The 13,543-nt window shown below is 72.2% G+C and carries 12 protein-coding genes; 11 read left to right on the top strand and 1 reads right to left on the bottom strand.

Annotation, left to right across the window (positions count from 1 at the left end; all coding sequences use genetic code 11):
- Window positions 1–155: 155 nt before the first annotated feature.
- From AQJ66_RS32310 to AQJ66_RS32275, 8 genes are all read left to right on the top strand, one after another.
- On the top strand, window positions 156–734 hold the full coding sequence (locus AQJ66_RS32310; protein WP_061929053.1) for a DUF5987 family protein: 579 nt from the start codon (window positions 156–158) through the stop codon (window positions 732–734).
- On the top strand, window positions 731–2,398 hold the full coding sequence (locus tag AQJ66_RS32305) for an FAD-dependent oxidoreductase (protein WP_061929051.1): 1,668 nt from the start codon (window positions 731–733) through the stop codon (window positions 2,396–2,398). The genes AQJ66_RS32310 and AQJ66_RS32305 overlap by 4 nt, the downstream gene beginning before the upstream one ends.
- Window positions 2,399–2,504: 106 nt before the next feature.
- Complete coding sequence (locus AQJ66_RS32300; protein ID WP_061929049.1) at window positions 2,505–3,545, top strand: carboxymuconolactone decarboxylase family protein; 1,041 nt, start codon at window positions 2,505–2,507, stop codon at window positions 3,543–3,545.
- A gap of 58 nt (window positions 3,546–3,603) precedes the next feature.
- The gene (locus AQJ66_RS32295; protein ID WP_061929047.1) at window positions 3,604–4,413 is read left to right on the top strand and encodes a TIGR03084 family metal-binding protein; all 810 of its coding nucleotides are present in this window, start codon (window positions 3,604–3,606) and stop codon (window positions 4,411–4,413) included.
- A 119-nt stretch (window positions 4,414–4,532) separates the two neighbouring features.
- Complete coding sequence (locus AQJ66_RS32290; protein ID WP_061929045.1) at window positions 4,533–5,429, top strand: prephenate dehydrogenase/arogenate dehydrogenase family protein; 897 nt, start codon at window positions 4,533–4,535, stop codon at window positions 5,427–5,429.
- 10 nt (window positions 5,430–5,439) lie between these two features.
- A complete protein-coding gene (locus AQJ66_RS32285) occupies window positions 5,440–5,730 on the top strand; it encodes a DUF6059 family protein (protein WP_061929043.1) in 291 nt (96 codons plus the stop codon).
- A 106-nt stretch (window positions 5,731–5,836) separates the two neighbouring features.
- Window positions 5,837–6,835, top strand: a complete 999-nt coding sequence (locus AQJ66_RS32280; RefSeq protein WP_061929041.1) for a class I SAM-dependent methyltransferase — start codon at window positions 5,837–5,839, stop codon at window positions 6,833–6,835.
- Window positions 6,836–6,962: 127 nt separating this feature from the next.
- Complete coding sequence (locus tag AQJ66_RS32275; protein ID WP_061929039.1) at window positions 6,963–8,612, top strand: thiamine pyrophosphate-binding protein; 1,650 nt, start codon at window positions 6,963–6,965, stop codon at window positions 8,610–8,612.
- Between the two features lie 6 nt (window positions 8,613–8,618).
- Here the strand turns inward: AQJ66_RS32275 and AQJ66_RS32270 are convergent, their stop codons facing one another.
- Window positions 8,619–10,199: a 4-hydroxyphenylacetate 3-hydroxylase family protein gene (locus AQJ66_RS32270; RefSeq protein WP_061929037.1), complete on the bottom strand. Its 1,581-nt coding sequence runs from the start codon at window positions 10,197–10,199 to the stop codon at window positions 8,619–8,621.
- Between the two features lie 212 nt (window positions 10,200–10,411).
- Between AQJ66_RS32270 and AQJ66_RS32265 the strand changes: the two genes are divergently transcribed.
- The 3 genes from AQJ66_RS32265 (at window position 10,412) to AQJ66_RS32255 (ending at window position 13,459) form a co-directional block, all read left to right on the top strand.
- The gene (locus AQJ66_RS32265) at window positions 10,412–11,593 is read left to right on the top strand and encodes an acyl-CoA dehydrogenase family protein (RefSeq protein WP_061929035.1); all 1,182 of its coding nucleotides are present in this window, start codon (window positions 10,412–10,414) and stop codon (window positions 11,591–11,593) included.
- A gap of 62 nt (window positions 11,594–11,655) precedes the next feature.
- Entirely contained in the window at window positions 11,656–12,081 is a 426-nt protein-coding gene (locus tag AQJ66_RS32260; RefSeq protein ID WP_061929033.1) for an SgcJ/EcaC family oxidoreductase, read from the top strand.
- 31 nt (window positions 12,082–12,112) lie between these two features.
- Window positions 12,113–13,459, top strand: coding sequence for an FAD-dependent oxidoreductase (locus AQJ66_RS32255; protein ID WP_061929031.1), 1,347 nt, complete (start codon window positions 12,113–12,115; stop codon window positions 13,457–13,459).
- The last annotated feature ends 84 nt before the right edge of the window (window positions 13,460–13,543 follow it).

The following is a 13,543-nucleotide window of genomic DNA, read 5'->3' as shown; positions in this document are numbered from 1 at the left end:
GCGGGGATGGTGCGACTTTGGCGGGTCGGGTGCGCGGACCGGTGTTCGGGCGAACACCCTTCTGGTTGGTTGTTTGAAAAGACCCAGCACTTCTAGCTTTCTTCTCACGCCATCAGGAACCCCGAATGACCTGACCGGAGGCCCAGTTGCCTGCAGTGAGAAGAATCCCCGAGCGCAGGGTCGACATCGGGCCCGACACCACCCTCACCCTCGAGGCCTACGCGGACACCATCGTCCCGGGCGAGAAGCGGTGGCCCGGTGACCGGGCGATCGCCGGAGTCAGCACCGGCGGAGGCGCGGTCGACTGCGGAGCCATCGACCTGCTCCGCTGGGACGCCACCGGAATCCACGACGGCCTGGAAGACCTGGCCGACCGGGTCAACGGCCACACCCGGGTCTACGCCGAGAAGGCCGGCATCGCCCTGGACGCGACCGTGCCGCCCTTCGTCTCCCTCGACTACGACGACCGGGTCCGCCTCATCCAGGAACTGACCACCCCCGGCCATCCGGAGAAGGACTTCTGGGTCCTGCTCTCCCTCTTCTGCAACATGGCCTACGACTCCGCGGCCCACCTGCACACCGCCGACGCCCTCGCGGACGGCCACCCGGGTCTGACGGCCATGGGCATCACCCAGCCGGACGCCGACGGACTCTGGCGCTTCAAGAGCTCCGGCTACGGCCGGCAGCTGGCCGAAACCCACCCCGACACCACCCCCACCGGGAGCCCCGCATGAGCGACGCGATCGAAAGAACCGACGTCCTGGTCGTCGGCAGCGGCTTCGGCGGAGCGATCGCCGCCTACCACCTCGCCGCCGGTGGCGCCAAGGTCACCGTCCTGGAACGCGGGCCCTGGCTGAAGAACGACGAGTTCGAGCACGACTACAAGTTGGGCTCCTCCTACACCCGCATCTTCGACTTCGTCGTCGGCGACGGCATGAGCGTGCTCGGCGGCAACTGCGTCGGCGGCGGCAGCGTCGTCTACTTCGCAGCCATGCCGCGAGCCCCCCGGTTCGTATTCGACCGGCACGGCAGCATCGGCCGAAGGATGTGGCCGCAGGCCGTCAGTCGCGACACCCTGGACCCCTGGTACGACCGCATCGAGGAGTCCCTGTCGGTCAGCAAGCCCGACTGGAGCGAGGCCTCCTACTCGGGCGGCCTGTGGGCGGCGGCCTGCGACCACGCCGGACGCACCGCCAACCCGCTCGCCGCGGCCGTCGACAACTCCAAGTGCGTCAACTGCAACTTCATGATGGCCGGCTGCCGATTCGAGGCGAAGCAGTCCCTCACCGTCAACTACCTGCCCGCCGCCCTCGCCCACGGCGCACAGATCCGCCCCCTGCACGAGGTGCAGCACCTGGAGCGAACCGCCGACGGTGGCTACCGCGTCCACTACAACATCGTCGACGACGAGGACTACCGCCTGCAGGCCGGCTCCGGTGTCATCGAGGCCAAGATCGTCGTACTGGCGGCGGGCGCCGGCGCCACTCCGGTCATCCTGCAGCGCAGCGAGGCCCACCTCGGCACGATGCCGCACGCGGTCGGCCGCTACTTCTCCGGCAACGGCGAGCGCCTCAACACGGCCGTCCTCGACGAGGACAAGGTCGCACAGATCCTCGGCCTGTCCCGCGGCGACGGCGAACTGCCCTACGGCGCCAACGCGATCGGCAAGGGCCCGACCGTGGCCAGCTGGGACAAGCTCGACGGATCCCTGCCGGAGTACTCCCGCTACTCCCTGGAGCAGCTCTACTTCCCGCCCGGCCTCGGCACCATCCTCGCGCAGGTCCCCGACGCCTCCGGCCCGACCTGGTTCGGCAAGGAGAAGAAGGAGATCCTGAAGAACTGGAAGTCCTGGCTGACGATCTTCTGCATGACCGAGGACGACAACGAAGGAGTCTTCGGGCCACCGCCCGCCACCGGAAACTCCCACCGGATCTCCCAGCAGATGCTCGGCCGCGGCAACCTGTCGTACAAGCCGACCGAGAACACCTGGCACGGCTGGAACCAGGCCGACGCCGACGTGAAGGAGATTCTGGAGAAGGACGGCCTTGCCAAGGTGATGCCCTGGACCAACGACCTCGTCGGCGCCTACACCGTCCACCCGCTGGCCTCCTGCCGCATGGGCGACGACCCGGGCACCTCGGCCCTCGACGACACCAACGAACTGCGCGGCCACTCCGGCATCTTCGTCACCGACGGCTCCGCCGTCCCCGGCGCACTGACCGTCAACCCGGCCATGACCATCGCCGCACTCGCCGAGCGCGCCGTGCCGCACATCGTGGCCGCCGCCCGGGCCAGGGGAGTGGATGTCACCTACGGCGCCCCCGCGCCCACCGGCCACAAGAGCGGACGCGCGGGTGTATTGCCCCTGCTGAAGCAGAAGCGTCTCACCACGGTGTGACCCCCTCGAGCGGCCCTTCACGGCCCAGTGAGTTGCACAAAACCTTTCATTCGTCCAGTCAGTTGCTTCACGCAACCCGATCCGAACCGGGAACCAGGAGGCGGCGGTGCGACCGCTCGTAAGAATCCTGCTGAAGGGCTCCTTGCAGCAGATCCGGCACATCACGGCCGTCCCGCAGGACGCGGCCCGCGGCCCGGTGGCCGAGGTCTACGCCCAGGCCCGACAGGAGTTCGGCATCGTCGCCCCACCCCTCGCGCTGCACTCGCCGGCCCCCGAGGCACTCGCCGCGGCCTGGCTGCTGCTGCGCGAGACCCTCCTCGCCGAGGGCCGCGTCGGCCGGGCCGCCAAGGAAGCCGTCGCCACCGCCGTCTCCCAGGCCAACGACTGCCCCTACTGCGTCGAGGTCCACGAGGCCACCCTCGCCACCCTGGGCGCCGCCGACCGCCACGGACCGCTCGCCCAGTGGGCACGCAGCGCGGGCACCGTCCCGGCCGCCGGACAGACACCGGCACCCTTCGACGCACAGGAGGCCCCGGAGATCCTGGGCACCGCCGTCACCTTCCACTACCTCAACCGGATGGTCCGGCTCTTCCTGCCCGACTCGCCCGTCCCCGCCTCCGCCCCGGCCGCAGGCCGCGGACCGGCGATGCGCATGGTCGCCCGCGCCCTGCGCCCCGACCGGGGCCGGACCGTGACGCCCGGCGCCTCCCTCGGACTGCTTCCCGCTGCTCCACTGCCGGCCGGACTCGACTGGGCCAAGACCAATCCGGCCGTCGCCGGCGCCCTCTCCCGGGCCGTGGCGTCCGTCGACGCCGCGGCGGAGCGCTGGATCCCCGAAGCCGTACGCGACCTGCTGCACGCCGAACTCGCCGTGCACGACGGCACCGTGCCCGGCCCGAGCCGCGCCTGGCTCGGCGAGGCCACCAACGGCCTGCCGGTCGGGCAGCTGCCCGCCGCCCGGCTCGCCCTCCTCATCGCCCTCAACCCCCACCAGATCACCGACACGGACATCGACGCGTTCCGCGCGGCCCACCCCGGCGACCGGGAACTGGTGGAACTCGCCTCCTGGGCGGCGCTCACCGCCGCCGTCCGGACCGGCGCCCGCCTCGGCGAAGCCGTCCGCCCCGCATCGTCCGCCGCCCGCTGACCGGCGGCACCCGCTCTCATCCCCCGCCACCGCTTCACCCACCCAAGGAGAAACGATCATGAGCACGCTCAACGACGTCGTGAAGGACCTGGCCACCGACATCGAGGAGACCGCCCGTCTCGTCGAGGGCCTCGACGAGCAGGCCTGGCACACGCCGACCCCCGCCACCGGCTGGACCGTCGCCGACCAGATCGCCCACCTGACCTTCATCTTCCACCTGGCCGGCACCGCGGCCTGCGACCCCGAGGCCTTCGCCCGGCTCGCCGCCGGCGCCGCGGGGGACTTCGACGCCGCCGTCGACGCCGCCCTGCGCCAGTTCAACGCCTTCCCGCCCGCCGAACTGCTGGGCCGCTTCCGCGCCCTCGGCCGCCGGTCCGTCGACGCCCTCGCCGCCGTCCCCGAGAACCAGGTCGTGCCGTGGCTGGTCAACCCGCTGCCGCCGACCGTCCTCGCCTCCGCCGGGATCATGGAGATCTTCGGCCACGGCCAGGACATCGCCGACGCCCTCGGCGTCCGCCGCGAACCCACCGGACGGCTGCGCCACCTGGTCTTCTTCGCCTTCCTCACACGGGACTTCGGCTACCTCTCGCGCGGCCTGACCCCGCCGGCCGAGCCCTTCCGCATCGAGGTGACGGCCCCGAACGGCGAAGTGTGGGCGTACGGCCCCGAGGACGCCGAGAACAAGGTCACCGGCCCCGCCGAGGACTTCTGCCTCCTGGTCACCCGCCGCCGCCACCGCGACGACCTGGCCCTCGTCGCCACCGGCGCGGAGGCCGACCGCTGGCTCGACATCGCACAGGCCTACCGCGGCCCCGCCGGAGAGGGCCGCAAGCCGGGCCAGTTCACCCACCCCGGCTGCGACCACTGAGCGGTTCGCTCCACGGCGGTCGCCCCACCCCGGCCGCCGCCCCCCACGTACCCGCCCTACCCGCACCACCCGCAGCCCACCGGCCACGGCGCGAAGGCGCCCCGCCGCAAGGAGCCCCCATGACCACCACCCTGCGCACCGCCGTTGTCATCGGCTGCGGCACCACCGGCACCTCCGTCGCCCTCGCCCTCGGCTTCACCGGCGTCCGGGTCACCCTGATCGACGACGACCCGCGGGCCCTGGACGAGGCCGTGTCCCTCGGCGCCGGGACCGCATGGACGCCCGGACTGCCCCCCGCCGACCTCGTCGTCGTCGCCACCGCCCCCTCGGCCGTCGTCGACGTCCTGCACAGCGCGCAGAGCAGGGGGCTCGGGCACGTCTACACCGACACGGCAGGCACCAAGGACATCGTCTGCGCCGAGGCCGAGCTGCGCGGCTGCGACCTCAAGGGGTACGTGCCCGGACATCCGCTGGCCGGCTCCGACGCACCCGCCAGGGACGACACCGCGGCGGCCGGCCGCTTCACCGGCCGGCCCTGGGTGGTGTGCCCGTTCGAGACCACGCCCGACTGGGCGCTGGAGACGGTGGACGCGCTGATCGAGGCGTGCGGGGCGTACCGGATCGACCTCGCCGCCCACGTGCACGACCGGATCGCCGCCGAACTGTCCCACGGTCCGCACCTGATCGCCGCCGCCCTCGCCACCCGGTTCGCCGACAGCTCCGAGGCGTTCCTCAAACTCGCCGGGAACGGGCTGCGCGACGCGGTGCGCAGCGCGGGCGGCGACCCGTGGCTGTGGGGCGACGTCCTCGCCCACAACGCGGGCCCGGTGGCCGACGTCCTCGACCGGGTCTCCGCACAGCTCACCCGGGCCGCCGCCATTCTGCGCGAGGGCGACGCCTGCGCACCCCTGGAACTCGCGCCCACCCTCGAGGAGGGCCGGCGCGGGCAGGCCGCGCTGCAGCGGGTCGCCGAGCGGCGCACCCTGCGAGATGCGCCGGCCGGGGAACGGATGTGACGGTCGGCCCGTGACCACTTCCTCCACGCCCTGCCCGGACACCACCGGCGGCCGTCGGCCCGCCGCCCTGCGGCTGGCCCGGCAGCTGCTGCGCTCCGCCTACTGGTCCCTGTCCGACTTCGGCTGGGTCTGGATCGGCCCGGTGCCGCCCGTATACGGCCCCGATCCACGGGACGAGCCCGCGCCCGGCCACCCCGAGCGGCTCACCGGCCTGCCTCTGACCCCGCTGGAGCACGCCCTGGAGCGGGAACTGGCGGACTCACGACCGAGTTCGCCGACCGGGCCGTCACGGCCCGCCTGACACCGCCGCCGGACAGCAATGTCAAAGATGCCCCACCCGCCCCTCGCCCGAAGCATGGAACGAAGGGTGGCAGATCCCCGGATTCCCAAGGACGAGGTGCTGAGCAGTGACTGTTGACATCGCACAGGGCAACGCGCGCGGCATTGCCTCCATCTACAACTCCGCCGTGGCCGCATGGGCGATCGCCGCCGCCTGGGAGGTCGGCGCCCTGGACGAACTGCACCGCGCGCGGACGCTGGACACCGCCGACTTCGCCGCACGGGCCGGCCTCGACCCGCTGTCGACCTCCGGCCTGTTCCGCGCCCTCGCCTCGGTCGGGCTCGTACGGCGCGATGGCGCCGTGGTCCACACCCTCGACGGCTTCGACGACATGTACCGCAACAAGTCGTTCTTCCACTGGCTCACCCGGGGCAGCGCCGAACTGTTCCGGCAGATGCCGGCCGTGCTGCGCACCGAGAACCGCACCGGCGACTACTACCACCGGGACGCCGCCGCCATCGCCTACGCCTGCCGGGAGATCGACCAGATCACCTACGCGCCCACCTTCTGGGCCGCGATGGACCGGGTGGACTTCCCCTTCTCCCGCGTCGCCGACCTCGGCTGCGGCTCCGGCGCACGACTGATGCAGATCCTCGACCGCCATCCCGGCGCGACGGGCGTCGGCGTCGACATCGCCCAGCCGTCCCTCGACGTGGCGCGCAAAGAGGCGGCCGAGGCAGGGTTCGCCGACCGCGCCGAGTTCGTGCAGGGCGACGTGCTGCGACTCGAGCCCCGTCCCGAGTACGCCGACATCGAACTGCTCACCTGCTTCATGATGGGCCACGACTTCTGGCCGCGGGAGAACTGCGTGGCGACCCTGCGCCGGCTGCGCGAGGTGTTTCCCGCGGCCCGGCGCCTGCTGATCGGCGACGCCACCCGCACCGCGCTGCCCGACACCGAACTGCCCGTCTTCACCCTCGGCTTCGAGCTCGGCCACGACCTGATGGGCACCTTCCTGCCGACCGTCGACGACTGGGAGTCGGTCTTCGAGGAGGGCGGCTGGGAGCTGGTGCGCACCAACCGCATCGACATCACCGTCGGCGAGGTCATCTTCGAACTCGCCTGATCCGAACGGCACACCGGCCCCCGGGCGGACGGCGTACCGCGCCCCGCCCGGGGCCCCGCAACCCGCACGGGCACGTCCCGCCTGATCAGTAAGTTGTTTGACACAACCCATGAACATGGAGTCACGCATGACCACACTCGCGCAGGCCGTGGGGCAGACCCTCGCCGACAGTGGCATCCGGCACGCGTTCGGGGTGGTGGGCGGCGGGAACATCCTGGCCACGGCCGCGCTCACCGCGGCGGGCGTGCGGTACACGGCGGCCCGGCACGAGGGCGGTGCCATGGCGATGGCCGACGCCTACTTCCGGGCGACCGGTGACGTCGCGATCTGTACCACCACCCACGGCCCCGGCATCACCAACACCGTCACCGCGCTGGCGGACGCGGCCAAGAACCGCAGCGGAGCAGTCCTGCTGTGCGGCGACGCCCCGGTGGGCGGCCCCAGGCCGCACGACATCGACCAGAGCGCGCTCATGGCCGCGCTCGGTGTCCGCGTCGTCCGGCTCACCGAACCGCGTACCGCCCGCGCCGACACCGCCGCGGCCGTACGCGCCGCCCGGGAGGAGCGCCGTCCCGTCGCCGTGTTCCTGCCGGGCGACCTGCTCAACCGAACGCTGCCCGACACGCCGAGCACCGCCGTACCGGCCGCGGCCGGCGCGTCGGGCGCTGCGGCCGAACAGGACCTGGAGCCGCTCCTCGACGCCTTGGCCGGTGCGCGCCGCCCGCTGCTCGTGGCCGGGCTCGGCGCCTGGCAGTCCGGCGCCGGCAAGATCCTGCGCGAACTCGGCGACCGCCTCGGCGCCCTGTTCGCGACCACGGTCATGGCCGGCGGGCTGTTCCGCGACAGCGCCTGGTCGCTCGGGGTCTGCGGCGGCTTCGCGGCACCGGCCGCGGCCGCGCTGATGGGCGAAGCGGACGTCGTCGTCGCCTTCGGCGCGAGCCTGGACACCTTCACCCTGCACGGCGGCCGGATCCTCGACCCGGCGGCCACCGTCGTCCAGGTCGACATCGACGGGCACAAGCGGGCGCAGCGGGCCGACCTCGTGGTGTGCGGTGACGCTCACGCCGTCGCCGTGACGCTGCTCGACGCGGTGGAGAAGCGGACGCTGCCCGTGCCGGACTGGCGCGGGCGGTGTGCCGCGCGGGTCGCCCGGGCGCGCGCCGGATGGGCGGACCTCACCCACGAGGACGCGTCCACCGCCGACCGGATCGACCCGCGCACCCTGACCCGCTCCCTGGCCGCACTGCTGCCCGAGGAACGCACGCTCGTCCTGGACGGCGGGCACTTCATCGCCTGGCCCGGGATGTACTGGCCGGTGCCCGACCCGGCGGGGTTCGTCTTCACCGGCGCCGCCTTCCAGAGCATCGGCCTCGGCCTGGCCGGCGCGGTCGGCGCGGCGGTGGGCCGCCCCGACCGGATGACCGTGGTGGCGGTGGGCGACGGCGGCGCGCTGATGGGTCTGTCCGAGCTGGACACGCTGGTGCGCTCGGGCCGGCCGGTGCTCGTCGTCGTCTACGACGACGCGGCCTACGGCTTCGAGGAGCACATGTACGCTCCGCAGGGCGCCGACCCGGCGACGCTGTCCTTCGCCGACACCGACTTCGCCGCGGTGGCCCGCGGCCTGGGCGCCAGGGCGGTCACCGTGCGCCGCCCGGACGACCTCGACGCCGTACGGCGGTGGCGCACGGCCGGCTGCCCGGGCACGCTCGTCCTGGACTGCAAGGTGGTGCCCGGCGTGATCGCGCCGTTCCTGGCCGACCTGCTGGAACGGATCTGAGCGCGCTCAGCCGCCGAGCAGTCCCCCGCGGGCCTCGCGCAGCCCGGGGAACGAGTCGAGGTCCGGCACCGTCCAGCCGTCCAGGTCGTACTCGGACAGGCACTGGTCGACGAACGCCTTGTAGTCGTCGATCTGTCCGCTCGCCGTCTGCGCGAACAGCAACTCGGTGCGCACGTTCTCGTGGTTGCCCGAGTAGTTGCGCTCGTACAGTTCGTGCCGGCCGCCGAACTCGGTGCCCACCGCGTCCCACAGCAGCTTCAGCACCTTGACGCGCTCGACGGCCTCGACACCGCCCGAGCCGCGCACGTACTTGTCGAGGTAGGGACGGATCTGCGGGTTCTTGAAGTCCTCGGCGCTGGAGTTCAGGTAGATCAGACCGCTGGCGACGTCCTGCTGGACGATCTCCTTGATCCGGGGATAGCCGATCTGCATGAACCACCGGTAGGCCATGCCGTACTGCGGGTTCGGCAGCACCGCCCCGTTGCGCCACTTCACCGGGTTGCGTGCGGCCGCGTCCGACAGCCCCCAGAACAGGTTCCGCCAGGCGAGCACCTCGCCGAGCCGGGTCTGCACCCCCCTGAAGTCCTGCGTCCCGGTGATCTCCAGCGCCTTGGCCAGCGCGCCGGCCAGGAACTCCAGCTTCACGGCGAGGCGTATGCAGCCGTGGAAGGTGAACCGCTCCAGGAAGCCCGACTGCCCGGAGAACATCTGGATCTTGGCCGTGTCGCCGTAGATGAACACGTCCTCCCACGGGATGAGGACCTTGTCCAGGACGAGGATCGTGTCGTTCTCGTCCAGCCGCGACGACAGCGGGTAGTCGAAGGGGCTGCCCATGACGGCGGACATCGCCGTGTAGGACGGGCGGCAGATCAGCTTCACGCCCGCAGCGCCCGTGGGCACCGTGGCCACCAGTGCGAACTCCTTCTTGCGTACCGGCAGCCCGTAGTGCGCGATGAAGTTGTGGTGGGTGAGTGCCGAACCGGTGGCGACCACCTTGGCGCCGCTGACGACCAGACCCGCGTCGGTCTCCTTCTCCACGTGCACGAAGACGTCGGAGACCTCGTCCGCGGGGCGGCTGCGGTCGACCGGCGGATGCACGATCGCGTGGTTCCAGTACAGGACCTTCTCCTGCGACTCGCGGTACCAGCGGCGCGCGTTGTCCGAGAAGGGGGCGTAGAAGTCGGCGTTGGCGCCGAGTGTGCCGAGGAAGGCGGCCTTGTAGTCGGGGCTGCGCCCCATCCAGCCGTAGCTCATCCGGGACCAGGCGGCGATGGCCTTCTGGTCGGCCACCAGGTCCTCGGCGCTGCGGGGCGTGGTGAAGAACCGGTGGGTGAAGCCGCCGCTGCCGGTGTCGGTCCCGGTGGTGAGCACCTCACGGTGGGCCGGGTCGTGCAGCGCGTCGTAGAGGCGGGCCGTCATGCGCACCGGGTTGCGGAAGGCCGGATGCGCGGTGACGTCCTTGACACGCTCCCCGTACAGGTACACCTCGCGGTCGTCGCGCAGGCTCTCGACGTACTCGTCGCCCGTCAGGGGACGGGTGGTCGTCGCCTTCTCGCGGCCTTCCCCGGCGTGCTGCTGATCCGTCATGAGCCTCATCGTGGCAGCCGCCGGCCTGGGGGCGCTTCTTGCTGCGTGCGGCAGCGGGCCGGATCCCGCGCCGACGTGCCGAAGTCGCGGTGAGCGGCTCAACTCCGCAACGAAGGAGGTGCCTTGAGGGCGGCCGCGATGTGAGCGTCGGGTGCGCGACACGGTCCCGCTTCCGGCGACCGACACCTGTGTACCTTCCGGGAGGACCCACGATGCTCACCGCCGACATCCCCACGCGAGCGCACCTGGTGCAGCGCGCCGGCGACCTCGCACCGCTTCTGAAGAAGAACGCAGCGCAGGCGGAGGACGACCGGCGGCTGCAGGACGAGACGATCGAGGCGATCGCCGGGGCGGGACTCTTCAAGCTGCGCGTGCCCAAGCGGTACGGCGGCTACGAGGCGGACACCCGCACCCTGGTCGAGGTCGCCGCCGAACTCGGCCGCGCCGACGGGGCGGCCGCCTGGACGACGTCGGTCTACTGGATCCCCACCTTCATGGCCTGCCTGTTCCCCGACAGCGTCCAGGACGAGGTGTTCGCCAGCCCCGACGTGCGCATCTGCGGCACGCTCAGCCCCTCCGCGCTGGCCGCGCCGGCCGAGGGCGGCATCGTCGTCAACGGCAAGTGGGGCTTCGTCAGCGGCGCCCGCCACGCCCACTGGCAGGAGATCATCGCCGTCCAGCCCACGCCCGACGGACAGCATCTGCCGGTGATGGCCCTCGTGCCCATGTCGGACCTGCAGATCGTCGACGACTGGGACACCTCCGGGCTGCGCGGCACCGGCAGCGTCAGCACCGTCGCCCAGGACGTCTTCGTCCCGCAGGAGCGGGTGATCCCGCTCCCGGCGATCCTGCAGGGCCAGTACGCCTCCGAGCTGAACGCCGCGAGCCCCGTCTACCGCGTCCCGCTGCTGCCCGTCGCCGCCGCCTCCTCGGTCGGCACCGCCCTCGGCCTCGCCCGCGCCGCGCGCGACGTCTTCTTCGAGCGGCTCCCCGGCCGCACCCTCACCTACACCGCCTACGAGTCCCAGGCCCAGGCACCGCTGACCCACCACCAGGTCGCCGAGGCCACCCTGAAGATCGACCAGGCCGAGTTCCACGCCTACCGGCTGGCCGACCTCGTCGACGCCAAGGGACTGGCCGGCGAGGAGTTCACGCTGCAGGAGCGGGCCCGCGCCCGTGCCGACATGGGCGCGGTGGTCCGCCTCGCCAAGGAGGCCGTCGGCATCCTCGCCGCGGCCTCCGGAGGCTCCTCCATCTACCGCGACGTCCCGATGCAGCGCATCAGCCGCGACATCCAGGCGGTCAGCCTGCACGCGCTGATGAATCCGGACACCAACAACGAGCTGTACGGCCGCGTCCTGTGCGGTCTCGAGCCCAACACGCTCTACATCTGAGTCCCTTCCAGCCACTCGACACCCCGCTCGGACACGTCCGACCCCACACCCAGGAGAAGCACATGACCGCGCAGACCATCGAGACCGCCGCCGTGACCGACGAGGACAAGGCCGCGATCGCCGCACTGCCCCAGCGCGTCGTCGAGGCGTGGGCCGCGCACGACGCCGACGCCTTCGCCGACGTCTTCACCCCCGACGGAACGATGATCATCCCGGGCCACTTCCAGAAGGGCCGGGACGCCATCCGCGCCTTCCTGACCCAGGCGTTCCAGGGCGCCTTCAAGGGCACCCGTGTCACCGGCACCCCCGTCGACCTGCGCTTCGCCAACGCCGAGTCCGGCATCCTGATCACCCAGGGCGGCATCCTCGCCCCCGGCGAGACCGAGCCGAGCGCCGAGCGCGCCGTCCACGCCTCCTGGGTCGTCATCAAGCGCGAGGGCCAGTGGTTCCTCGCCGCGTACCAGAACAGCCCGCGCCACGCCGCCTGACGGCACCCGCATCGCTAGAAAGGTGAGGTCCATGACCGACAGGGTGGGCGAGCGCGCGGTGGTGCTCGGCGGCAGCATGGCGGGGCTCCTGGCCGCGCGCGTGCTCGCCGACTCCTACGACGAGGTGCTCGTCGTGGAGCGCGACACGATCAGTGGAACGACCACGGCCCGCAAGGGCGTGGGACAGGGACGCCACGTCCACGGGCTGCTCGCCCGCGGCCAGCAGATCCTCGACGAGCTGTTCCCCGGCTTCACCCGCGACGCCGTCGAGGCCGGCATCCCGACCGGAGATCTGGGCGAACTGCGCTGGTTCTTCAACGGCCGCCGCCTCAGCCCCGGTACGACCGGGCTGATCTGCGTCTCGGCCACGCGCCCGGTACTCGAGAGCCGGGTGCGCGAGCGGGTCTCGGCGCTGCCCGGCGTGGTCCTGCTGGAGCAGTACGACATCGTCGGGCTGGTCACCGACGAATACCGCGACACCGTCACCGGCGTCCGCGTGCAGTCCCAGGAAGCGGGGTCGCAGGAGCGGACGATCGACGCGGACCTCGTCGTCGACGCCACCGGGCGCGGCTCGCGCACCCCGCTGTGGCTGGAGGAGTTCGGCTACGAGCGCCCCGACGAGGAGCGCATCCGCATCGACCTCAGTTACACCACGCGCAAGTTCCGGCTGCGCGACGAGGCGGTGCTCGACGGCGACCTGTCGATCAACCCCGTCTCCTCGCCGAGCCACCGGCGCGGTGCGTTCCTTTCCCGGATCGAGGACGGCCTCGTCGTGGTCTCCCTCACCGGCGTCCTCGGCGACAGCGCCCCCGCCGACCTCCCGGGCTTCCTCGAGTGGACTCGCACCCTGCCGGTGTCCGACATCTACGACGTCATCCACGACGCCGAGCCGGTCGACGACGGCGCGGTCTTCCGCTACCCGGCCAGCCAGCGCCGCCGCTACGAGCGGCTGTCCCGCTTCCCCGGCCGCTTCCTGGTCCTGGGCGACGCCGCGTGCAGCTTCAACCCGGTGTACGGGCAGGGCATGACGGTCGCCGCGCTGGAGGCGCTGGTGCTGCGCGAGCACCTGAGCCGGGGCGAGGTGGACCCGACGGCGTTCCTCGCGGACATCGCACAGGTCATCGAGGTGCCCTGGCAGTTCTCCGCCGGCGCCGACCTCGGCTACCCCGAGGTCGAGGGCGAGCGCACTCCCGAGTGGGAGGCGTCCGGCGCCTTCATGGCCGCGCTGCACGCCGCCGCCGTCGTCGACGGCGAGGTCACGGCCACCTTCATGCGCGTCGCGGGCCTGGTCGCCACCCCGGACGCGCTGATGAGCCCGGACATGCTGCGCCGGGTCGAGGAAGGCGCGGCCAAGGCCGCGCTGCCCCTCGCCGCCTAGCCCCGGCCGCCGTACGGTTCCCCGGCGTGCACCACGAGCCCGCCCCGCGTCCACCGCGGGGCGGGCTCACGCGTGCCGCCGGGC

The sequence above is a fragment of the Streptomyces bungoensis genome (genome assembly GCF_001514215.1).
GTDB classification, from domain to species: Bacteria; Actinomycetota; Actinomycetes; order Streptomycetales; family Streptomycetaceae; genus Streptomyces; species Streptomyces bungoensis.
Note: the sequence above shows the minus strand (reverse complement) of the source record. Positions and strands in the feature narration are given on the sequence as shown.